Origin of the sequence: Synechococcus sp. CCY9202 (assembly GCF_034931685.1) — a bacterium.
Taxonomy (GTDB): domain Bacteria; phylum Cyanobacteriota; class Cyanobacteriia; order PCC-6307; family Cyanobiaceae; genus CBW1002.
Window position 1 is genome coordinate 1 of record NZ_JAYGID010000052.1, and the last position, 20141, is coordinate 20141.

At 64.6% G+C, this 20141-nt stretch carries 24 protein-coding genes and 1 riboswitch; of the genes, 10 read left to right on the top strand and 14 right to left on the bottom strand.

The genetic code is table 11. The features are described 5' to 3' along the window. Positions 1 to 99 precede the first annotated feature (99 nt). The 4 genes from VB777_RS07065 to VB777_RS07080 all read left to right on the top strand — a co-directional run bounded on the left by VB777_RS07065 (position 100) and on the right by VB777_RS07080 (position 2471). A complete protein-coding gene (locus tag VB777_RS07065; RefSeq protein ID WP_323247966.1) occupies positions 100 to 879 on the top strand; it encodes a pyridoxal-dependent decarboxylase in 780 nt (259 codons plus the stop codon). Positions 880 to 895: 16 nt separating this feature from the next. Then, positions 896 to 1846 carry a DnaJ C-terminal domain-containing protein gene (locus VB777_RS07070; protein ID WP_197155503.1) on the top strand — a complete coding sequence of 317 codons (951 nt, stop codon included), beginning with the start codon at positions 896 to 898 and terminating at the stop codon, positions 1844 to 1846. After that, on the top strand, positions 1839 to 2147 hold the full coding sequence (locus VB777_RS07075) for a chaperone modulator CbpM (RefSeq protein ID WP_323247968.1): 309 nt from the start codon (positions 1839 to 1841) through the stop codon (positions 2145 to 2147). Before VB777_RS07070 ends, VB777_RS07075 begins: the two co-directional genes overlap by 8 nt. 87 nt (positions 2148 to 2234) lie before the next feature. Further along, complete coding sequence (locus VB777_RS07080) at positions 2235 to 2471, top strand: hypothetical protein (RefSeq protein WP_197155492.1); 237 nt, start codon at positions 2235 to 2237, stop codon at positions 2469 to 2471. 137 nt (positions 2472 to 2608) lie between these two features. Here the strand turns inward: VB777_RS07080 and VB777_RS07085 are convergent, their stop codons facing one another. Next, positions 2609 to 2908: a hypothetical protein gene (locus VB777_RS07085; RefSeq protein ID WP_197155490.1), complete on the bottom strand. Its 300-nt coding sequence runs from the start codon at positions 2906 to 2908 to the stop codon at positions 2609 to 2611. 220 nt (positions 2909 to 3128) lie between these two features. Between VB777_RS07085 and VB777_RS07090 the strand changes: the two genes are divergently transcribed. Then, the gene (locus VB777_RS07090) at positions 3129 to 3719 is read left to right on the top strand and encodes a peroxiredoxin (RefSeq protein ID WP_197155488.1); all 591 of its coding nucleotides are present in this window, start codon (positions 3129 to 3131) and stop codon (positions 3717 to 3719) included. Positions 3720 to 3914: 195 nt separating this feature from the next. Here VB777_RS07090 and VB777_RS07095 read toward each other — a convergent pair whose 3' ends face one another. The 3 genes from VB777_RS07095 to purS form a co-directional block, all read right to left on the bottom strand. Further along, positions 3915 to 4922, bottom strand: coding sequence for a S66 peptidase family protein (locus tag VB777_RS07095; RefSeq protein WP_416238320.1), 1008 nt, complete (start codon positions 4920 to 4922; stop codon positions 3915 to 3917). Between the two features lie 16 nt (positions 4923 to 4938). Next, positions 4939 to 5592, bottom strand: coding sequence for a phosphoribosylformylglycinamidine synthase subunit PurQ (gene purQ, locus VB777_RS07100; RefSeq protein ID WP_197155484.1), 654 nt, complete (start codon positions 5590 to 5592; stop codon positions 4939 to 4941). Between the two features lie 75 nt (positions 5593 to 5667). Next, a complete protein-coding gene (gene purS / locus VB777_RS07105; RefSeq protein WP_197155482.1) occupies positions 5668 to 5925 on the bottom strand; it encodes a phosphoribosylformylglycinamidine synthase subunit PurS in 258 nt (85 codons plus the stop codon). Between the two features lie 100 nt (positions 5926 to 6025). On the opposite strand from purS, the gene VB777_RS07110 reads away from it, so the two are divergent. Continuing rightward, positions 6026 to 6406, top strand: a complete 381-nt coding sequence (locus tag VB777_RS07110) for a hypothetical protein (protein ID WP_323247972.1) — start codon at positions 6026 to 6028, stop codon at positions 6404 to 6406. 7 nt (positions 6407 to 6413) lie between these two features. On the opposite strand, the gene cobW is transcribed toward VB777_RS07110, so the two are convergent. The 3 genes from cobW to VB777_RS07125 form a co-directional block, all read right to left on the bottom strand. Beyond that, positions 6414 to 7508 (bottom strand): cobalamin biosynthesis protein CobW, encoded by a 1095-nt coding sequence (gene cobW / locus VB777_RS07115; protein WP_323247974.1) that lies wholly within the window; start codon positions 7506 to 7508, stop codon positions 6414 to 6416. 8 nt (positions 7509 to 7516) lie between these two features. Beyond that, positions 7517 to 8065 (bottom strand): HupE/UreJ family protein, encoded by a 549-nt coding sequence (locus VB777_RS07120; protein WP_323248116.1) that lies wholly within the window; start codon positions 8063 to 8065, stop codon positions 7517 to 7519. 164 nt (positions 8066 to 8229) lie between these two features. Next, a riboswitch (cobalamin riboswitch) is annotated at positions 8230 to 8376 on the bottom strand. Between the two features lie 127 nt (positions 8377 to 8503). After that, positions 8504 to 9019, bottom strand: a complete 516-nt coding sequence (locus VB777_RS07125) for a pentapeptide repeat-containing protein (RefSeq protein WP_197159267.1) — start codon at positions 9017 to 9019, stop codon at positions 8504 to 8506. Positions 9020 to 9144: 125 nt separating this feature from the next. Between VB777_RS07125 and upp the strand changes: the two genes are divergently transcribed. Genes upp through ilvD form a run of 3 tightly spaced genes read left to right on the top strand, consistent with a single transcriptional unit; the run spans position 9145 to position 11950 of the window. Continuing rightward, complete coding sequence (gene upp / locus VB777_RS07130) at positions 9145 to 9807, top strand: uracil phosphoribosyltransferase (protein WP_197155467.1); 663 nt, start codon at positions 9145 to 9147, stop codon at positions 9805 to 9807. Between the two features lie 34 nt (positions 9808 to 9841). Next, a complete protein-coding gene (locus VB777_RS07135) occupies positions 9842 to 10234 on the top strand; it encodes a hypothetical protein (protein WP_231605263.1) in 393 nt (130 codons plus the stop codon). Between the two features lie 45 nt (positions 10235 to 10279). Beyond that, complete coding sequence (gene ilvD, locus VB777_RS07140; RefSeq protein WP_197155459.1) at positions 10280 to 11950, top strand: dihydroxy-acid dehydratase; 1671 nt, start codon at positions 10280 to 10282, stop codon at positions 11948 to 11950. 23 nt (positions 11951 to 11973) lie between these two features. Here ilvD and VB777_RS07145 read toward each other — a convergent pair whose 3' ends face one another. The 7 genes from VB777_RS07145 to glpX all read right to left on the bottom strand — a co-directional run bounded on the left by VB777_RS07145 (position 11974) and on the right by glpX (position 19159). Further along, complete coding sequence (locus tag VB777_RS07145; protein ID WP_197155457.1) at positions 11974 to 12378, bottom strand: hypothetical protein; 405 nt, start codon at positions 12376 to 12378, stop codon at positions 11974 to 11976. A 4-nt stretch (positions 12379 to 12382) separates the two neighbouring features. Then, on the bottom strand, positions 12383 to 12964 hold the full coding sequence (locus VB777_RS07150) for a CIA30 family protein (protein WP_197155455.1): 582 nt from the start codon (positions 12962 to 12964) through the stop codon (positions 12383 to 12385). 42 nt (positions 12965 to 13006) lie between these two features. Beyond that, entirely contained in the window at positions 13007 to 13723 is a 717-nt protein-coding gene (pgl, locus tag VB777_RS07155; protein WP_323247977.1) for a 6-phosphogluconolactonase, read from the bottom strand. 76 nt (positions 13724 to 13799) lie between these two features. After that, complete coding sequence (gene gndA / locus VB777_RS07160) at positions 13800 to 15218, bottom strand: NADP-dependent phosphogluconate dehydrogenase (RefSeq protein WP_323247979.1); 1419 nt, start codon at positions 15216 to 15218, stop codon at positions 13800 to 13802. A 162-nt stretch (positions 15219 to 15380) separates the two neighbouring features. Beyond that, the gene (locus VB777_RS07165) at positions 15381 to 16676 is read right to left on the bottom strand and encodes a glucose-1-phosphate adenylyltransferase (RefSeq protein ID WP_197155443.1); all 1296 of its coding nucleotides are present in this window, start codon (positions 16674 to 16676) and stop codon (positions 15381 to 15383) included. A 104-nt stretch (positions 16677 to 16780) separates the two neighbouring features. Further along, complete coding sequence (locus VB777_RS07170) at positions 16781 to 18091, bottom strand: glutamyl-tRNA reductase (RefSeq protein WP_322756957.1); 1311 nt, start codon at positions 18089 to 18091, stop codon at positions 16781 to 16783. Between the two features lie 63 nt (positions 18092 to 18154). Beyond that, on the bottom strand, positions 18155 to 19159 hold the full coding sequence (glpX, locus tag VB777_RS07175; RefSeq protein ID WP_197170197.1) for a class II fructose-bisphosphatase: 1005 nt from the start codon (positions 19157 to 19159) through the stop codon (positions 18155 to 18157). Positions 19160 to 19443: 284 nt separating this feature from the next. Between glpX and rpe the strand changes: the two genes are divergently transcribed. Beyond that, a complete protein-coding gene (gene rpe, locus VB777_RS07180; protein ID WP_197155436.1) occupies positions 19444 to 20127 on the top strand; it encodes a ribulose-phosphate 3-epimerase in 684 nt (227 codons plus the stop codon). Positions 20128 to 20141: the final 14 nt, after the last annotated feature.

Genomic DNA, 20141 nt, shown 5'->3' on the forward strand with positions numbered 1-20141 from the left:
ATGCCAGCAGGAGGAGCGCCCATCTCAAGCAGTCTCTGCCTGAGATGCAAACGGGAATCAGGGCGCCGTCAAGGGTTCAGCTGAGACGAAGTTCGCCGCGTGCTGTCCCGACCCCTGAACGGATACGATGGAAGTTATGAACCCATTGACGCCCTGCAGACCGCTCTCGATGCTCTGCACCAGCGCAGCGGTCTTGACATTCCGATCCATGTGGATGCGGCGTCCGGTGGTTTCGTGGCTCCGTTCAATTCGCCGGATTGGGCGTGGGACTTCCGCCTCTCGCGGGTGGTTTCGATCAGCTCCAGTGGCCACAAGTATGGGGGGGTGTTGCCCGGGGTGGGCTGGGTGCTGTGGCGCAGTGGTGACCATCTGCCGGAAGAGCTGCGCTTCAATGTGAATTACCTCGGCGGCGAGATGCCCACGATCGGGCTCAACTTCTCGCGCTCAGGCGCCCAGGTGGTGGGTCAATACTTCAACTTCCTGCATCTGGGGCGACAGGGGTACAGCCAGCGGATGGCCTCTCTCGAAGCGATTGCCTGTCACCTGGCCGATGGCCTGGCAGCGATGGAACCCCTGAGGCTGGTGAGCCATCCCCGCGGCCAGCTGCCCGTGTTCGCGGTGGAGTGTGATCCGAGCATCAAGAACTGGACGGTCTTTCACCTTTCAAAAATGATGCGCTCTCGTGGATGGCAGGTACCTGCTTATACACTTCCGGCCAACCTGCAAGACCGTGCCGTGCTGCGTTTCGTGATTCGAGCCGGCTTCAATCAAGACATGGCCGACCAGTTACTGGCAGACGTGCAACGGAACCTTGCCTGGCTGGCCACGGCTCAAACACCGCTGCCATCTTCCAGCGACGAACTTGGTTTCCGGCATTGATCAGGAGTGAGTCCCGATGAAGTTCAAGGATTATTACGAGATTCTCGGCGTCGAGCGTGGGGCCAGCGAGGACGAGATCAAACAGGCCTATCGCCGACTGGCCCGCAAATTTCACCCGGACATTTCCAAGGAAAAGGGAGCCGAAGAGCGGTTCAAGGAGATCAGTGAGGCCAACCAGACCCTCTCCGACCCGGAAAAGCGCCGGGCCTACGACGAACTGGGTCGCCATCGCCCCGGTGAAGACTTCCGACCATCACCAGACTGGGATACCCGCTTCTGGCAGGGCCAGGCCGGCGAGGAGGTGGATCTGGCCGATCTGTTCGAGCAGATGGGCTTCCGTTCGGCGCAGCGGCGACACCAGGGGGGGCCTGGCTTTCCGATCCGCGGTCAGGATGTGGAGGCTGTGGCCAACCTCAGCCTTGAAGAGGTGTGCCATGGCACCCAGGTGACCCTGGAGCGGAAGGAGCCTCGCCTGCGCCCCGACGGGACCATGGAGCGTGCCTCGACCACGGTGCGCATTCGGGTGCCGAAGGGAGTGATCGATGGAGAGCGGTTGCGGATTCCCGGGCGGGGCCTGGCAGGCAGTGGCGGCGGGCCGGCGGGAGACGTCTATCTCGACATCCACCTCCAGCCCCATCCACTTTTTCGCGCCGTGGGGCATGACCTCTACCTCGAGCTGCCGGTGACCCCATGGGAAGCGGCCCTGGGTGGAGAGATCGAGGTCCCAACCCTTGATGGCCAGGTGCGTGTCACGGTGAAGGAGGGCGCTCAGGCCGGCCAGAAGCTTCGCCTGACCGGCAAGGGGCTGCCAAAGCGCAAGGAGGGGGCGGGCGATCTCTATTGCGTGCTGCAGATCGTGATGCCGAAGCAGATCGACGACCGCGAACGGGAGCTCTATCGTGAGCTGGCTGCTGCCACCTCCTTCAACCCGCGCACCTCATTCCCTGGAGCTACGACCCATGGCTGATGACCTGTTGATTCCGGTGGAGAGCGAAAGCCGAGTCGAGCTGGAGGAGTTACTGGCGGCCTCAGGCCTGGAGCATGGGGAAGTGGTGGAGTTGGTGCAGTTCGGTGTGTTCGAAACCAGAGTGAGTGCGTCGGGCTGGAGCTTTCATTCCTGCACGATTCACAAGGCGCGTCGTGCCGCAGACCTGCGCAATACGTTTGGCCTCAACCCCCCCGGCATGGCCCTTGCCCTCACCTACCTGGAAAAGATCGAGGCCTTGGAACACCGCCTTCGGGAGCTGGAGTGTCTGCTTCCTCGCTGAGTCTGCTGAATGCGGCCTTCACGCGACTGAAAGGCTTGGCATTGGTTGCGAGAGCTGATCTAAATTAGGAAATCCTTCATGATGGCCATGAATTCGTCAGACCTCTCCCCGGTTCAATCCAGCTCGCGGCAGTTTGTTGGTAGCCACCTCAGCGTGCGGAATGTCAGTGATCTTTCGCTTTATGAGGATCACTCTGTCATCATTCAGAAGCTCTGCAAAGAGCTTGGTTTTGAGAAACCTGCCACGGCAATGGCCTGGGTGTTTGACCAGCTGGAGCAGTCGAAGGATCTGCAGAAAGCCATCTTTGACCTGCTGAATGATTAAGAATCTACCAGGCAAGCAGACGGCAAATTCAAGACTTTCGTTGGCAGGCCAGCGGTCTCAGAATCGTGATGTGACCGTACAGGAACCGCAAACAACTCTTTTCAGATCCTGGCGACCAAGCAGAACCTGCCGGCCCATCAGCGCATTTCAATGGCGTTGAGCCGATCACGGAAGGACTGCCCGGCATCTGAGGAGGTCAGGCTTGCGCCACCACTGTCCATACGGGCCTGGGGGCGACGGATTCGGCCCTGGCTCTGACCGCCCCGACGGACGGCCACCGTGCGGATCACGGCTTTGCCCCGTCCGGCTCCAGCGGCGGGATCGGTCTCCACCTGCCGCTCCAGGGGATGGGCCTGCAGTTCGCTGCGCAGCTGGTTCAGCAGCCGGAAATGACCGGTGGTGCTGAATTTACGGAGGATCAGGGGATCCCAGCCCATGGGGTCATCGCGTCTTGTAGCACCAGCCTATGGCGGCGCCGCTAGGCCCTGCTTCGCCGAGGCACGCGAGATCCGTGATAAATTGTTGAAGTCCAACTGGAAGCCGATACGACTTCGCATTGGGACAGGCCCGAGGTCGGGATTTTGGGACCGCGCTTCGAGTCTGTTCGCTTCTGCCAGCTGGACTTTCAATCCTTCTGATTCCCACTTCGCTTCCGCCATGTCCCGGCTCGTCGGTCTGCCCGCTCCTGATTTCACAGCCACCGCCGTGATCGACCAGGAGTTCCAGGAGGTCACCTTGTCCCAGTACCGCGGCAAGTACGTGGTGCTCTTCTTCTACCCGCTCGACTTCACCTTCGTGTGCCCCACGGAGATCACCGCCTTCTCTGACAGTTACGGCGAATTCTCCAGCCGCAACTGCGAAGTTCTGGGTGTTTCGGTCGACAGTCAGTTCAGCCACCTGGCCTGGATTCAGACCGAGCGCAAGAGCGGCGGCATCGGCGATATCGCCTACCCCCTGGTGGCCGACCTCAAAAAGGACATCGCCCGCGCCTACGAGGTGCTGGATGAAGAGGCCGGCGTGGCCCTGCGGGGTCTGTTCATCATCGATCCCGATGGTGTGATCATGCAAAGCACGATCAACAACCTGCCCGTGGGCCGCAGCGTCGATGAAACCCTGCGCCTGCTGCAGGCCTTCCAGCACATCCGCAACAATCCGGATGAAGTATGCCCCGCTAACTGGACCCCTGGCGATAAGACCATGAATCCGGATCCCGTCAAGAGCAAGGACTTCTTTGCGGCAGTGAACTGATCGCAACTCAGCCGATCAGATTGAAACGTTCAGGTTGGGCTGATCCCAACAGAGCAGGCAGCTTCTGTCCTGGAGGCAGCTGAACTTTTTCCCATTGCTGATTGCATCAGCTACTCGTCGTTTGTTTTCAAGGTTTTGGGCCCGAAAGGGCCCTTTTTCATGTCTGGCGTCCAGACCTGGCGCCGCAGCGCTGCTTCACAGCAGCGCCAGGGTTCCGGCGCCGCCGTCCAGTCGGGCCCGATGGCCCAGTGGCAGGGCCAGATTCGGCCTGCCATGCCCCACGGGCAATCGACCCACCAGGGGGATGCCCAGATCACCGAGGCGCTCCCGCAGCACCTCCTCCATCGAGAGATCGCCAGGCATCACGTCGTCTGGCGTCCACTGGAAGCGGCCCAGTCCGATGCCGGCCACCCCTGCCAGCAGCCCGGCGCTCCTCCATTGGGTGAGCATCCGATCCACCCGGTAGGGGGCCTCACCCACATCCTCAAAGACCACAATCCGCCCCCGCAGATCCGGCAACCAAGCGGTGCCGATCAGATGCGTCGCCACCGTGAGGTTGGTCACCACCAGGGGCCCTTCCGTGATGCCGCTGCGCCAGCCCTGTCCCTGGAGGGGGTCGACCGGCTGGCGCCGCAGCAGGTGCACCAGCCGCTGCCATTGGCCGGCGTCGCCGTGCAGGCCCCCATGGATTGCGCCGCCCAGACCAGCCGCGCACTGGGCCAGCAGCAAGGCGCTGGCATCGGAGAAGCCCATCAGCCAGATCGGCCGAGGCGGCGGTTGCCAGCCACTCTCGAGCAGCCGGGCACTGCCCCAGCCGGCTGTGACGGCCAGTACGCCCTCCGCCCGTTGGTCACCGATCGCCTGCTCCCAGGCCAGGCAGCGTTGGCGGTCTGTACCAGAGAACCAGTGCCAGCGCAGACGGGTCGCTGGCGGCACCAGCAGCTCCCAGCCGGCGCTCGCGATTCGCGCTTCCAGGCTGGTCTGTTCCGATTCGGGATCCTCCCACCAGGTGCCGGGTGCGATCGCCACCAGCCGGCTGCCGGCCGTCAGGGGCGGAGGCATGGGCAGGGCCGGAGCCTGCCCGGCGGGTCCTTGGGAAAGGGCATCTGCTGGGCCAACCCCTGCCGCTCGGACCGCCGCCGCCATCCCCACACCACCAGCTCCCGCCAGCGCAGCCAGAAAGGAACGGCGGTGCAACGTCATCTGCAGACGGGCTGGCTCAGGAGCCCACCGCCTCCAGCAGGCGCCGTCCATCCATGCCGCCGGTGACGGGATCGCAGGCCCGTTCCGGGTGGGGCATCAGACCAAGCACATTGCCACCGGCATTCGTAAGGCCGGCCACGTTGCCCACGGAGCCGTTGGGGTTGTCGGCATAGCGCAACACCACGCAGCCCTGATCCTCCAGCTGCTTCAACCGCTCGGGTTCCACCTGATAACGACCTTCACCGTGGGCAATCGGCAGGGTGATGCTCTCACCGGCTCCATAGCCGCCGAGCCAGCGGCAGTGACCCGGTTGCACCTCCAGGCGGCTGGGTTCACAGAGGAAGTGCAGCTTCTCGTTGCGGGTGAGCGCCCCAGGCAGCAGGCCCAGTTCCGTCAACACCTGAAAGCCATTGCAGATGCCCAGCACCGGTCCGCCCCGCTCCGCGAAGGCGAGCACCTCCTGCAGCACCGGCGCGAACCGGGCGATGGCGCCGCAGCGCAGGTAGTCGCCATAGCTGAAGCCTCCGGGCAGCACCACCGCCTCCAGCCCGGCGAGATCGCGCTCCTCATGCCAGAGGAAACGGGTGGAGCGACCCAGGCAGCCCTCCATGGCCCAGCGCACATCCCGGTCGCAGTTGGAACCGGGGAACACCACGATGCCGATGGTCATGAGGGGGAAGTGGGGTGCGGGTACTGCGAGGGGGTGAAGCCGAGCCTGGTCCGAAGCGCTTTGGAGCCGCCTGGATCAACCGAGCTCCTGCAGGTCGAGGGTCCAGTTCTCGATCACCGGGTTGGCCAGCAGCCGATCGCTGAGCAGTTCAGCCTGGGCCTGCGCCGTGGCGCGGTCCGGCGCCTCCAGCTCCAGTTCGATCGCCTTGCCGATCCGCAACCGCGTCACTCCATCGACCCCCAGGCGGGCAGCGGCGGCCCGGGTGGCTTCGCCGGCCGGATCGAGCACCGAGGGGCGCAGGGACACCTGAACGCGAGCGCTGTAGAGGGGCACCGGGGCTGTCGGAGATTTGTTAAATCTTGGCAGCCCATCGCCCCCTTGACAGCCGCGGTAGTCAGCTTGAAGGGGTACCAGCTGCCCCGCCGTGCTGCCCGTGTCTCCATCGCTGGATCTGTGGCAACCGGTGGTGATGCTGGCGCTGTTGCTTGGACCGATCGCTGCACTGCCGGCCCAGGCGGATCCTGGCGGCTCCGATCCGGAATCAAGCTCCAGCTCTCCGATCGTGAGTCTTGATTGCCGCCTGGCCGATGGGCCCTGGCAACCCTGCGCGATGACGGTGATGAGCATCGGTGAGCGCTGGCAGCTGCAGGTGGGTGAGCGCCGCTACGACTTCCAGCACGACGGATCCGGCAGCGTGCGCATGCGCCAGGACCAGGCCGCTGGAGGCTGGCGCGAGGTGGAGAGCACCTGGAGCGCGGATGCTTCCCTCTGCTGGGATGGACTCTGCGCCCGAGGTGATATCCCCCTCGACTGAATCACCGTCAAGGTGCAGGGGCAGAGTCGAGTGCATCGAGCAGGCAGACCTTGCAGGCCTCCGCGTCGAGACCCAGCCCCAGGGCCACCAGTTCAAGCCCAGGCTCGCCGGCCAGCTGGCTGGAGGGGGCGGTTTCGTACCAGCACTCCAGACGCGGACCCACGGCCTGAATCTGCAGGGGGCGTGGACGGCCCTGCTGCCACAACCAACCCTTGAGCCGGATCAGCCCCTGGCGCTGGATCAGCTCAGCGATGCCTGGCTCCACCTGCTGACGCGACCAGTCGCCGGCCAGGCGCAACACCGCCGAACCCATCGCCACGTGGGCGTGGTGTTGATCGTGGTCGTCGGGATGGTGGTCGTGGTCGTCGTCGAGGTGCTCGCCGTGCTGATGAGCGTCAGCCTCGTCTGGCCGGCGGAGCTGCAGCACCAGCTCCGGGCTGATGTCACCCCGCTGCATCGGCAGAACGGCCGTGGCGCTGCGCAGGCGTGGATGGAGCTGCTGGCGCAGGCGATCGAGATCGTCTGGGCTGATGCGATCGGCTCGGCTGATCAGCACCAGATCCGCCGCCTCGAGCTGGTCTTCGAACAGGTCCTCGATCGCCGTGGCGTGATCCAGGCTCGGATCCGCCAGGCGTTGCGCCTCCAGCACAGCCGGATCCGCCACCACATGGCCAGCCGCCAGCGCTTCACCATCCACCACGGTGACCACGGCATGGACCCGCGTGCGGGTGCGGATCTCAGGCCAGCGGAAGGCATCCACCAACGGAGCCGGCAGGGCGAGGCCACTGGTTTCGACGACGATGCCGTCGAGCTGGTCCGAGCGCTCCAGCAGCCGCGTCATGGTGGGCAGGAAGTCGTCCTGCACGGTGCAGCAGAGGCAGCCGTTGGTCAGTTCCACCAACCGGCCTTCGGCTTCCTCTTCCGGGCAGAAGCCGCAATCGCGCAGCAGCGATCCATCGATGCCCACATCACCGAATTCGTTAACGAGAACGGCGAGACGCTGACCGCTGTTCAGAAGCAGATGGCGCAGCAGGGTGGTCTTGCCGGCGCCAAGAAAGCCGGTCACCACCGTGACTGGAAGGCGGGAATTCAAGGGGGCCATGGTTGGGTTCAGCCCACCAGGCTCGACCAGGCCCAGGCGCCACCGCAGCCGATCAGCCCGGCCGCCATCAGGCGCTGGCGGGTCGGGGTGAGGCTGGCAGCGGCCCGGCGCATCGCCCAGAGCGACACCAGCAGCAGAGCCAACTGACTGAGCATCAGGCCGATCAGATAGCTGCCGGTCGGACCGGCCGTCCAACCCAGAACGGCATCACTCAGCACGTAGCCATGCAAGGCAAAGGCAGGCACCAGAACCCATCGGGGCAGCCTGTCGAGCAGAACCAGGCCCACCAGGGTGAGGGTGAACGCCACGGCTGCTTCGGCTCCGGGCAGGTTGGGCAAAGCCAGCCCCAGAGCACTGCCGCCCAGACCGGTGGCCAGCAGGGCCACCATCCAGGTGGCACGCTGCTGCAGCCCCACCAGCGACAGGGCCAGCAGGAAGAGCAGATGGTCGGGACCCAGAAGCGGATGGGCCAGGCCGCTGATCAGTCCATGGATCGGCGTGGGCTTCAGCCCCATCAGCTCCATGGCATGGTGCGCCTGTGCCGGCCCCGACAGCAACAGACCAGCCAGCAGAAGGATCGGCAGGCCACAGAGCGGCAGGAGACTGGAGTGAAGACGTCGGACTGGGGCAACAGATTCCGGGGACTGTGGCGTGCGAAGCCAGAGGGGGCCGGAGCCCTCCTGGGAGCCAGGGAAAGACATGCAGGGGTCCGGTCCGCGCCGGGATCGAGAGAGCAACCGGTGGGCGTTCTGGCTGGGCTCCAGGACTGGAGCCATCACAGCTGCGGGACAGCGCCGGATTTTCACCGGACTTTCCCCGTTACCTCCGGAGGCTGTTCCCCTCCGGAACCGGAGCTCGAATCTATGCGGTCAGACAAGCAGCGGGCTTTGCAGCGGTCGCCATGGCAATCCAACGCATCAAGGGATTGGTCTCACCTGGGCTTGGTCGGCTTCGGTCTGGTTGGCCATAGCTCGACTGGCCTCGGCTTGGTTTGCTCAGCGGCAACCCAGGCTTTCGGCTGTGCTGACGCCTGTGACTGGATTGGAGCCGCTGGCTCGCTTGCAGAGGGCCTTCTGTTCGGTCAGATCGAGCACCGCATCGCTGAAATCGGCGCCGCTGATCTCGGCATCGCGGAAGCGGCTCTGCATCAGCATGGCGTTGCGCAGCCGGGCGTCCCGCAGATCGGCACCATCAAATCGACTGGCGTAGGCCACCACATCGCCCAGGTCGGCCCCCTGCAGATTGGCGCCGCGCAGGTTGCTGGAATTGAACACGGCACCCCGCAGATCGGTGTCGCTGAGGTCGTAGCCCTGCAGCTCGGCCTTGAGAAATTCCTGCTGCTTCAGGTCGCGGCCGTGCATGTCCGGTTGCAGGTCCTGGACGGACCGTTGGCCGCGCAGCTCCGGCGCCGTGATCGCCCCAGCTGGAAGGGCTCCGCCGAGCCAGGCGGGCCCGGCGAGCAGCACGGACGTGCTCAGCAGCAGAGCGAGTGGGGCCTTCCTGCTGAGCATCCAGCCGCCACAACGGGCCAGGAACCGCAGACAACGGCGGAGCATCACGGCGCGGGTACGGTGGCCCTTCAAGTTATGCCAAGGGGTTCGCCAGCGCGAGCACCCCTGGCAACGGCCTCCTGTTCATGAGCATGTCCCTGCGGGTGGTGGTGCCACCCCATCCCCTGATCGGCCACTGGCTCACGTTGCTGCGCGATGCCCAGACCCCGCCCGCCCTCTTTGCCACCGGCATGGCCGAGCTGGGACGCTGGCTCACCTACGAAGCCCTGCGCGACTGGTTGCCCCATCAGCGGGTGACCGTCCAGACCGACCTGGCCTCGACCGAAGGCACGGTGGTGGATGCCTCGGTGCCGGTGCTGGTGGTGCCGATGCTGCGGGGCGGGCTGGGGCTCTGGCAGGGAGGCCAGACCGTGCTGCCCGTCGCCACGGTGGCCCATGTGGCGGTGCAACCCACCGGCTCCGGCGATCTGTTCTGGGCACTCGACGCCCTGCCCGCGGTGATCGCTTCCCGGGTGGGGGTGCTGGTCTACGCCCCGGAAATCGGCGATGGGCGCGACCTGATCGCCGTGCTGCAGCGCCTGCAGCAGCGGGGCGTGGAGGGCCAGCGGCTGCGGGTGATCTCAACCCTGGCGGCCCGTCCCGGTCTGAGTGCCATCGCTGAAGCTTTCCCGGATCTCACCGTCTATTGCGCCTGCATCGACGCTGAGCTGGATCCGGCCGGCAGGCTCTCACCGGGAATCGGCGACGTTGTCCTTCGCTTGTTCGGCAGTCTCGGGGCTGCTGCCTAGGCTCAGGTTCGTCGCTCCCGTACCGGAAGAGCCCATGTCCACCTCTCGCCGTTCCTCGGGTCCGGATGCAGGCGGCAACCCTGGCTATGGCAGAAGCAGTCTGGTGCTCAGCGCCTTCGCCGGTGCGGCACTGGGGGCGGCAGGACTGGGCTGGTGGCTGCTCAATCAAGCGGATCGCCGCCGCCAGCGACTGCGGCAGGAGCGACTGCTGCGCCTCTCACGCCTGCAGGGCGCTGGAGCCGGGGACAGCGGATCTTCGGATGAGGGCCTGACCTCCAGACCAGCCGATGGCAGCCCCAGCGAGGCCCAGTTGCACGACAAGGTGCAGCAGCTCAACCAGGCCATTGAAGATGTGCGGCGACAGCTCGAAAGCCTCACCACCAACGGTAATCGTGCTGTGAATCGGGCTTCCAACGGAGACAGCTGAGCCGGATCGGTAGGTTGCTCTCACAGCCAGTTCCGCTCGCCCGCCATGCTCCGCTCCGCTGCCATCACCCAGGGCATCCAGCGTTCACCCAACCGGGCCATGTTGCGGGCCGTTGGTTTTGGAGACGGCGACTTCAACAAACCGATCATCGGCATCGCCAACGGCTACAGCACGATCACGCCCTGCAATCTGGGGCTGAACGATCTCACCCGTTGCGCCGAGCAGGCTGCCCATGCCGCCGGGGCCATGCCCCAGACCTTCGGCACGATCACGGTGAGCGATGGCATCTCGATGGGTACCGAGGGGATGAAATATTCCCTGGTCAGCCGGGAGGTGATCGCCGATTCGATCGAAACCGCCTGCAACGCCCAGAGCATGGACGGGCTGCTGGCGATCGGTGGCTGCGACAAGAACATGCCAGGCGCCATGCTGGCCATGGCCCGCATGAACATTCCGGCCATCTTTGTGTATGGCGGCACCATCAAGCCCGGCAAGCTCGGCCCCTGCGATCTCACCGTGGTGAGTGCGTTTGAGGCGGTGGGTCAGTTCTCCGGCGGACGCATCGCCGAGGAGGAACTGGTGGCGATCGAGAAGAACGCCTGCCCGGGTGCTGGAAGCTGCGGCGGCATGTTCACCGCAAACACGATGAGCTCCGCCTTTGAGGCGATGGGGCTGAGCCTTCCCTACAGCTCCACCATGGCGGCCGAAGATCCGGAGAAAGCCGAGAGTGCGGCCCGATCAGCCGAGGTGCTGGTGGAGGCGATCGCCAACAACATCCGCCCGCGCGACCTGCTCACCCGCGAGGCCTTTGAGAATGCGATCAGTGTGATCATGGCGGTGGGCGGTTCCACCAATTCAGTGCTGCACCTGCTGGCGATCGCCCGCACAGCCGGCGTGGAACTCTCGATCGATGATTTCGAGCAGATCCGCCAGCGGGTGCCGGTGATCTGCGATCTCAAACCCAGCGGCCGCTACGTCACGGTGAATCTGCACCAGGCCGGAGGCATTCCCCAGGTGATGAAGCTGCTGCTGGATGCCGGCCTGCTGCATGGCGATTGCCGCACGATCGAAGGCAAGACCCTGCGGGAGGTGCTGGCCGACGTCCCCAGCCAGCCCCCCGCCGATCAGGACGTGATCCGTCCCCTCTCCAACCCTCTCTATGCGAAGGGACACCTGGCCATCCTCAAGGGAAACCTGGCTCAGGAGGGTGCGGTGGCCAAGATCTCAGGAGTGAAGACCCCGGTGATCACTGGCCCGGCCCGGGTCTACGAAAGTGAGGAAGCCGCCTTGGCCGCCATCCTCGATGGCCAGATTCAACCCGGCGATGTGGTGGTGGTCCGTTACGAGGGCCCCGTTGGCGGTCCCGGCATGCGCGAGATGCTCAGCCCCACCGCCGCGATCATCGGTCAGGGTCTGGGCGAATCGGTGGCCCTGATCACGGACGGCCGCTTCTCCGGTGGCTCCTACGGCCTCGTGGTGGGTCACGTCGCCCCAGAGGCCGCCGTGGGAGGCACGATCGCTCTGGTGGAGGAGGGCGACAGCATCACCGTGGATGCCAGGCAGCTGCTGCTGCAGCTCAACGTGGATGAGGCCGAACTGCAGCGGCGCCGTGCCGCCTGGGTCAGGCCTGAACCTCGTTACCGCACGGGTGTGCTGGGCAAGTACGCCCGGCTGGTCAGCAGCAGCAGCCTCGGGGCTGTGACCGATCCGGTCTGACCCTTGCGCTCAGCTCCGAGAGTTCAAGCCTGAGGGTCTGCCTTTGAGCCCAGCAGGGCTCGCAACCGCCGGGCCAGGGCCTCAAGCCCTGCGCCGTCGGCGGGCCTCTCACAACGCAGACCGGTGACCCCATCCATCCAGACCGGATGGTTGCCATGCCAGAGCATCGGTCGATCCGGGTCGTGGCGCCAGGCCAGAGTGAGGTTCAGGGTTCCACCACTGCGGTAGAGCTCCAGATCCAGGTCATCGTCTGGCCGACGTTCCCCATCGATCGCCCGTGCCTCCAGGCGCAGGCAGCAGTCGCCCAGGTCGTCGTGCGGCGGACCAGCTACCTGATCAGCCTCGCGATCGAGCAGCACGGCATGGCGCAGGGGCTTGCGGCAGAGGTCGGCGGCGGCAGCCACCAGTTGGGACAGATCGGTGGCCATCGCCTCAGGCCACGGCCCGGATCGCTTCAATCACCAGGTGGATCGGCCCGGCACGGAAGCCACTGTTGGAGCCGCCATCATCGGCGAATCGGGAATGGAGCAGCTGCAGGCGCGTGATCCGGCTGGGATCGAAGCGCAGGGGCAGCCCCAGGGGTCTGGCCCGTACCGATGGCCGCAGATCAGCAAAGGCAATCCTGATCCGGCTGAGCTCACCGGCGGGTTGGGTGGCGAACTCCGCGACCCAGCGCAGACCACCGGGGATCAGCTCCGTCATGCCACCCAGGCCATCGGCGCAGGCAACCGCCAGCTTGTAGCGGCGGCCATCGGCCCTGAGATCCAGTTCAAAGGCCGCGTAGGCCGACAGATCGAGCGGCGGGCCGAACACGGGGGAGCGGCAGCTGATGAAGCCACCGCCCGCTTCGATCACCTCGCCATCGAACACCAGCCCACCGCTGCCCGCCTGAGTGCTGCCGCGGCTCTGGCCCCCCATCACGGTGTCGTTGAGGGCATGCCAGCCGCTGAAGCCATCGCCGGCCACCAGGGTGAGCGACGCGGGCTTTTCGGTCGAGGGGCTGGAAGACGCCATGACGAAGGAACCAGAACTGGCTTCAGCCAATCCTGGCGCCTCTCAGGCAGTCGCCGTGCCGGCGGCAGCGGCATCGGCCAGGATCAGCACCTCAGTGGCCGGACTTACCAGCCGGGCTGGGGTGCGTTCCACGGATTCCTGGGGATCCAGCAAGCGCCGCAGGGCCTCCGCCTTAGTGACGCCGCTCACCAGAAAGATCACCTGCCGTGCCGCCGAGAGCACCGGGGCTGAAAGGCTGAGGCGCGGCAGCCCTTTGCCTTCGCCGATCGTGACCGGCTTGACCCGCTCCAGGCAGGCTGCCGTCCCAGGAAACAGGGAGGCGGTGTGGCCGTCATCGCCCAGGCCCAGCAGCACCACATCAAAGATGGGGATGGCACCAGGGCTGAGTTGAGCCAGCAGGGCGGTGTAGGCCTCAGCGCAGGCCTCAGCCGAGCCGACCTCGGTGGGAACCGGGTGGAAGCGGGCGCCGTGACCGGGTCCACTCTCCAACAAGGTTTCCCGCAGCATGCGCGCATTGCTGGCCGCAGCATCCGGGGGCACCATCCGCTCATCGCCGAGCAGCACATCCACCCGCTCCCAGGGCAGGTGTTCCTGTCCCAGCAGGGTGTAAGCCGCCCGAGGTGTTTCGCCACCCGCCAGGGCGATCAGGGCGCGGTCGCGTTCGGCCAGTGCCAGATCGAGGCGAGAGGCGATCGTCTCGGCAACACGACGGGCGAGGTCGTCAGCTGAGGAGGTAACGACAAGGCGGTAGGTGGTCATGGCAGGCAGCTCCAGCTCCGGTGCGTGGCGTTCCGTTGTGTTGCCGATGGCTGTGTTGCCGTCGGTTGGCTTGTCTTCAATCGAGCCACTCGGTGTGGAAACTCCCCGGGCGATCCGTGCGCTCGTAGGTATGGGAGCCGAAGCAGTCGCGCATGGCCTGCACCAGGTTCTGGGGCAGGCGGCCGGTGCGATAGCTGTCGATGTAGTCGAGGCTGCTGCTCAGGCAGGGCACCGGAATGCCCGCCAGGGCGGCGCCAGCCACCACCTGGCGCAGGCCCGGCAGGCGGCGGTTCACCTGGTCGGCGAACCAGGGATCGAGCATCAGGTTGGGCAGGTTTGGATCAGTGGCATAGGCATCCTGAATCCGCTGGAGCAGGCGGGCCCGAATAATGCAGCCTCCCTTCCAGATCTGGCCGATGGCCGAGAAATCGAGCTGGTAGTCGTGGATTGTTGAGGCCGCCTGCAGCAGAGCCATGCCCTGGCCGTAGCTCACGATGCAGGCCAGGATGCAGGCATCCCTGAGGGGCTCCATCCCCGAGGCCGGTTCGCCCAGATCAAAGCTGTGGGGTGCCGGTGCCGCCAGCACGGATTCGGCCGCCAGGCGCTCCGGCCTCAGGGAACTCAGCACACGGGCATTGAGAGCCGCGTAGATGGTGGGAACCGGCACCCCCATCTGCAGGGCGCTCTCCACCGTCCAGAGGCCGGTGCCCTTCTGGCCGGCCGCATCGACGATGAACTCCACCAGATCGGCTCCGCTCTCGGGATCCTTGGTGCGCAGGCAGACTTCGGTGATCTCGACCAGGAAGGAAGCGAGCTCCTCCATGCTGTTCCACAGGCCAAGCACGTCGGCCATGGCATCGCCATTGAGGCCGGCCACCCGCTTCATCAGGTCGTAGGCCTCGGCCAGAATCTGCTCGATCCCGTATTCAATGCCGTTGTGGACGGTCTTGACGAAGTGGCCGGCACCGCCGGGCCCGATGTAGGTCACACAGGGGCCGTCTTCAACCTTGGCGGCCATCTTGCGTACCAGGGACTCGATCGCGTCGTAGGCGGCGCGGGTGCCCCCCGGCATCATGCTGGGACCCTCAAGCGCGCCCTTGGCGCCACCGCTCACACCCATGCCGATGTAGCCGAAACTCTTGCTCTCGAGTTCCGCCACCCGGCGTTCTGTGTCGGTGTAGAGGGAATTCCCGCCATCAATCAGCAGGTCGCCTTCCTCAAGCAGCGGTGAAAGCTGGGCGATCATCGCGTCGATCGGTGCCCCCGCCTTGACCATCATCAGGATGCGGCGCGGCCGCTCCAGGGCCGCCACAAACTCTTCGAGGGTGGCGGCGCCCACGATGTCCTTGCCGGCACCGCGGCCGGCCAGAAATTCGTCGGTCTTGGCGGTGGTGCGGTTGTAGACGACGCTGGAGAAGCCATTGCGCTCGGCGTTGAGCACCAGGTTCTCTCCCATCACGCCGAGACCGATGAGGCCGAAATGCGCCTTACTCATGAATTCGAAATTGAGGATCCGGTCGAAAAACCGTAGACCTCAAGTGTGGCCAGGCTCAGGGCCAATGGTCAGGCTTGTCACAGGATTGGGCTGGGATGTCAGCGATTCCTGGCTTGGGCGACTGGTCGCCTGAGCCGCAGAGCGATACAGGCTGGACGGTGTTCAGATCACCATGCCATCGGGAATCGTGCCGTTCTTCACAACCACCACAATGCCATTGCGAATATAGAAATTGAGCTCAGGACGATCGGCTTCCTCCACTTGATCCTTATTCACGATCGCCACATTGGAGCCGATCCGCACATTCTTGTCGATGATTGCCCGCTTGATCGTGGTGCCCTTGCCGATACCGATCGGCAGCCCGCCACGTTCCCGAAGCACCAGCCGTTCTTCACTCGATTCAAAATAATCCGATCCCATCACCAGGGTGTCCTGAAGAACCACCTCGTTTTCCACCCGGGTACGAACCCCGAGGACGCAGTGGTGAATGCTGCAGGCTTTCAGCATCGACCCTTCCCCGATGATCGATTGCGTGACCTGAGCATCCCAGAGCTTGCTTGGGGGTAGATAGCGAGGGCGTGTATAGATGGGAAACTTTTCGTCGTAGAACGAAAAGGCAGGATTAGGTTGATCGGTCAGCGCAAGGTTGGCTTCGTAGAAGGCACCGATCGTTCCGATGTCTTCCCAGTAGTCATCAAATAGAAAACTCTGCAGATTGTCGCCCCGCTCCAGGGAAGCCGGAATGATCTCCTTGCCGAAATCCGTGGACTTAGGATGGGATGCCAGCAGATCAAACAGTGTGTCCCGGCTGAACACGTAGATGCCCATCGACGCCAGATGGGGCCGTTTCGCGGCTTCCTCTTCGGAGAGCCCAAGGCTGCGGGTGTCCACTCGCATCGCCTCAAGAGCCTCTCCCTTGGGCTTCTCGCGGAATTCCTGAATCTGCCCGGCTGAATTGGTGCGCATCAGGCCGAAACTTTCGGCGTCTGCCGGATTGACCGGCAGAGCCCCGACAGACAGATCGGCACCGGTATCAATGTGGTGCTGGACAAACTTGCTGTAATCCATCCGGTAGAGCTGGTCACCGGACAGAATCAGGTAGTGATCCACGTCCCATTCCTGGAACAGCCACTGGTATTTGCGCACCGCATCGGCCGTGCCCTCAAACCAGCTGGGGCTGTCTGGGGTCTGCTGAGCAGCCAACACCTCGACAAAACCCTGCCCGAAGCCAGCCGAGAGGTTGTAGCTCATCGTGAGGTGACGATTGAGCGAGGCACTGTTGAACTGGGTCAACACGTAGATCTTGTTGATCTCCGAGTTGATGCAGTTGCTGATCGGGATGTCGATCAGACGGTATTTACCAGCCAGAGGAACAGCAGGCTTGGCCCGCATCTTGGTGAGAGGGTACAGGCGAGTTCCGGCTCCTCCGCCGAGAATAATTGCCAGAACTCGCTTCATGAATCAGCGCCTCTCAATGTTCGTCGTCTTGGTCGACCGTACTTGAGTGACCTGCTGTCAGGCGAGTCTCCGCAGCACTTCGATGCCTGTCCCAGATCACCAGATCAGGTCTCGTTGCTGCCATCGACCAGCTCGAACAGATCCTGCAGCACCTTCATCGCCGTGTGGCGTTGTTGACGCGGCTGGGGGGCCCGCAGGTTGGTCACGGGAGTGTGGAGGATCTTGTTGATGATTCCCTTGCTGAGCGCCTCCACCACCTTGCGCTCCCTTGCCGAGAGATCCGGGCCCATGCGGCTCAGGGCTTTCTGAAGTTCCTGCTCGCGGATGTCCTCCAGCTGGATCCGCAGCCGGTTCACCACGGGCACGGCTTCGAGGCCATCCCACCATTCCAGAAACAGCCTTGCCTCCTCCTCCAGCAGGCCTTCGGCTTCGGCGGCGATCTCTCGACGGGCCTCCTGGTTGCGGGCCACCACTTCCTGGAGGTCGTCCACATCAAAAGCCTCGACACCAGCCAGGTCGCCGGCATCGGAGGCGATGTTGCGGGGGACACCGATGTCCACCAGCATCAGGCTGGATCGGCGGTTCAGCCGCTTCAGTCGCTCCGCATCGATGATCGGGTCATCAGCGGCGGTGCTGGTGAACACCAGTGAGCAGGTGCTGAGGCAGTGATCCAGGTCCACCAGGGGTCTGCACTGCACGGGCAGATCCGGGAAATCGGCCGCCAGGGTTTCGGCCCGACTCACGGTGCGGTTCAGCAGCACCACACCCCGACAGCCCTTGGCCGCCAAATGCTGCAGCAGCAGCCGGGACATGCGTCCAGCCCCCACCACGGCCACCTGCTCCTGGTCGAGCGGGACCAGGTCGTCCACTCCTCGGGCCTGGCCGACCTTCAGCTGAGCCAGCTCAACGGCCGCTGAGCTGATCGATACGGCCCCGGTGCCGAGATTGGTTTCGGTTCGCACCCGCTTGCCGGTACTCACCGCCTGGTTCAGCAGGCGGTTGAGAATCGGGCCGAGGGAGCGGTGCTCCTGGCCGAGCCGCACCATCTTCTTCACCTGGGAGAGGATCTGGCCCTCGCCCAGCACCAACGAGTCGAGGCCGGCAGCCACCCTCAGCAGGTGGGCAATGGCATCTTCATGATGAAAGGTGAAGAGATGCGGGCTGAGCTCATCGACGCTCAGGCCGGAATGCTGGCTGAGGAAGGAGCCCACAGCCGAGATGCCCTGGTCGGGATGCCGCAGCAGGGCATAGATCTCCAGCCGGTTGCAGGTGCTGAGGATGGAGGCCTCCAGCACCTGCTCATCGGAGCGCAGTTGCTGGAGAGAGGCCTCCATGGTCTGCTCCGGGATGCTCAGGCGCTCCCGGATCTCCACAGGAGCCGTGCGGTGGCTCAGGCCGACAACGGCAATGTGCATGGAGGCAGACCTCTTGGCGCGGACGATTTGTCGCGGACGGATTGACGCGGACAGTTGGGGTGATCAGCGCAGCGCGATGCTCTGGGCACCGGGCTTCATGTGGATGGTGTCGGTGAAGCGGGCGGTGCTGTCCAGGGTGCTGATCACCAGGGAGCTGGTGCGGGTGCAGTCCTTCTCGAATTTCACCCCGTTGAACAGCAGGCCATCGGTGATGCCACTGCCGGCGAAGACCACGTTCTCTCCGGAGGCGAGCTCCTCAGCTTCGTAGACCTTGTCCACGTCGGTGATACCCATCTCATTGAGGCGGGCGATGTTGCCCTCCTTGGTGTAATCGGCCCACTCGGAGGTCTGGGCGACGGCGGGGTCGTAGACCAGCTGCCCCTGGAAATGGCCACCCAGGGCCCGCATGGCGGCGGCGGAGATCACACCCTCGGGTGCCGCGCCGATGCCCATCAGGCAGTGGGTGCCGGTGCCGGCGAAACCACAGGCGATGGCAGCCTGCACATCCCCATCGGAGATGGGCTGTACACGGGCGCCGGTGGTGCGGATTTCGGCGATCAGGTCCTTGTGACGGGCACGGTCCATCACCACGATCACCAGCTCGCTGGTGGCGAGTCCCAGGCACTCGCTGAGGATGGCGATGTTCTCGGTGGCACTCTTGCGGATGTCCACCTTGCCCTTGGCGGCCGGGGGAGCGGCCAGCTTCTTCATGTAGAAGTCGGGGGCGTTGAACAGGCCACCGCGGTCGGAGGCAGCGAGCACGGCCATGGAGCCACGCTGGCTGTTGGCGCAGAGGTTGGTGCCTTCGCAGGGATCAACGGCAAAGTCGACGCCGGGACCGGTGCCACTGCCCACCTCTTCACCGATGTAAAGCATCGGCGCTTCATCGCGCTCGCCTTCGCCGATCACGATGCGGCCCTGCATCTGGATCTGGCCCATGCGTTTGCGCATGGCTTCAACGGCTGCTGCGTCGGCTTCGTCCTTCTTGCCCAGGCCGGTGAGCTCAGCGGAGGCGATGGCGGCCTGTTCGACGACCTCGAGAATTTCCTGGATAAGAGTGCGATCCACAGCAGTGCGGCAGGGGTGACTGCCTCAACGAGGGGACCGGCAGACCGGGCAGGCGGGAAGCGCCAGTGCTCGGATGCTGCTGTGCAAACGCTTCGGAGACCAGGGCCAGGTCCGGCGGATGGCCGGTCTCGGCGGAAGGTTCCAGCCGCTGCAGGGCCTCTCAGACTTGAAGCGGTCCAACTGTATCAGCGACCACCGCGGACCCCTCCCATTGCCCGCCGCCCAGGGTCGGGAAAGGCCGCTTCCTACAATCGGTGCACCCCTTCGTACGACAGGTCCCACCCATGAGCACCAAGCCCCTGGTGATCTCCCCATCGATCCTGTCGGCCGATTTCTCTCGCCTCGGCGATGACGTGCGCGCGGTCGACGAAGCCGGTGCCGACTGGATCCATGTGGATGTGATGGATGGGCGCTTCGTGCCGAACATCACCATCGGTCCGTTGATCGTTCAGGCCCTGCGGCCGGTCACCTCCAAGACTCTCGACGTGCACCTGATGATCGTGGAGCCGGAAAAGTATGTGGCTGACTTTGCCAAGGCCGGCGCCGATATCATCAGCGTTCAGGTCGAGGCCTGCCCCCATCTGCATCGCAATCTGGCCCAGATCAAGGATCTCGGCAAGATGGCTGGAGCCGTGTTGAACCCCAGCACACCGATCGACACCCTCGAGTACTGCCTCGAGCTCTGCGACCTGGTGCTGGTGATGAGCGTCAACCCCGGCTTTGGCGGTCAGAGCTTCATTGAGAGCCAGGTGCAGAAAATCCGGGACCTGCGACGCATGTGTGACGCGAAGGGCCTGGATCCCTGGATCGAAGTGGATGGCGGCATCAAGGCTGAGAATGCCTGGATGGTGATCGAGGCTGGAGCCAACGCCATCGTCAGTGGCTCCGGGGTGTTCAACCAGCCCAGCTATGCCGAAGCGATCACCGGAATCCGCAACAGCAAGCGGCCCCAGCCGGCCCTGGTCTGAATCGGACTGGTTGC

What these genes read in the sequence shown, in the direction of transcription:
- VB777_RS07125 (WP_197159267.1), bottom strand. Translation starts at nt 9,019, where the DNA reads ATGCTCAGCAGGAAGGCCCCACTCGCTCTGCTGCTGAGCACGTCCGTG.
- VB777_RS07165 (WP_197155443.1), bottom strand. Translation starts at nt 16,676, where the DNA reads ATGAAGCGAGTTCTGGCAATTATTCTCGGCGGAGGAGCCGGAACTCGC.
- purQ (WP_197155484.1), bottom strand. Translation starts at nt 5,592, where the DNA reads ATGACCATCGGCATCGTGGTGTTCCCCGGTTCCAACTGCGACCGGGAT.
- VB777_RS07135 (WP_231605263.1), top strand. Translation starts at nt 9,842, where the DNA reads ATGTCCACCTCTCGCCGTTCCTCGGGTCCGGATGCAGGCGGCAACCCT.
- VB777_RS07170 (WP_322756957.1), bottom strand. Translation starts at nt 18,091, where the DNA reads ATGCACATTGCCGTTGTCGGCCTGAGCCACCGCACGGCTCCTGTGGAG.
- upp (WP_197155467.1), top strand. Translation starts at nt 9,145, where the DNA reads ATGAGCATGTCCCTGCGGGTGGTGGTGCCACCCCATCCCCTGATCGGC.
- VB777_RS07095 (WP_416238320.1), bottom strand. Translation starts at nt 4,922, where the DNA reads ATGACGTTGCACCGCCGTTCCTTTCTGGCTGCGCTGGCGGGAGCTGGT.
- gndA (WP_323247979.1), bottom strand. Translation starts at nt 15,218, where the DNA reads ATGAGTAAGGCGCATTTCGGCCTCATCGGTCTCGGCGTGATGGGAGAG.
- VB777_RS07090 (WP_197155488.1), top strand. Translation starts at nt 3,129, where the DNA reads ATGTCCCGGCTCGTCGGTCTGCCCGCTCCTGATTTCACAGCCACCGCC.
- cobW (WP_323247974.1), bottom strand. Translation starts at nt 7,508, where the DNA reads ATGGCCCCCTTGAATTCCCGCCTTCCAGTCACGGTGGTGACCGGCTTT.
- VB777_RS07070 (WP_197155503.1), top strand. Translation starts at nt 896, where the DNA reads ATGAAGTTCAAGGATTATTACGAGATTCTCGGCGTCGAGCGTGGGGCC.
- rpe (WP_197155436.1), top strand. Translation starts at nt 19,444, where the DNA reads ATGAGCACCAAGCCCCTGGTGATCTCCCCATCGATCCTGTCGGCCGAT.
- VB777_RS07085 (WP_197155490.1), bottom strand. Translation starts at nt 2,908, where the DNA reads ATGGGCTGGGATCCCCTGATCCTCCGTAAATTCAGCACCACCGGTCAT.
- pgl (WP_323247977.1), bottom strand. Translation starts at nt 13,723, where the DNA reads ATGACCACCTACCGCCTTGTCGTTACCTCCTCAGCTGACGACCTCGCC.
- VB777_RS07145 (WP_197155457.1), bottom strand. Translation starts at nt 12,378, where the DNA reads ATGGCCACCGATCTGTCCCAACTGGTGGCTGCCGCCGCCGACCTCTGC.
- VB777_RS07075 (WP_323247968.1), top strand. Translation starts at nt 1,839, where the DNA reads ATGGCTGATGACCTGTTGATTCCGGTGGAGAGCGAAAGCCGAGTCGAG.
- ilvD (WP_197155459.1), top strand. Translation starts at nt 10,280, where the DNA reads ATGCTCCGCTCCGCTGCCATCACCCAGGGCATCCAGCGTTCACCCAAC.
- VB777_RS07150 (WP_197155455.1), bottom strand. Translation starts at nt 12,964, where the DNA reads ATGGCGTCTTCCAGCCCCTCGACCGAAAAGCCCGCGTCGCTCACCCTG.
- VB777_RS07080 (WP_197155492.1), top strand. Translation starts at nt 2,235, where the DNA reads ATGAATTCGTCAGACCTCTCCCCGGTTCAATCCAGCTCGCGGCAGTTT.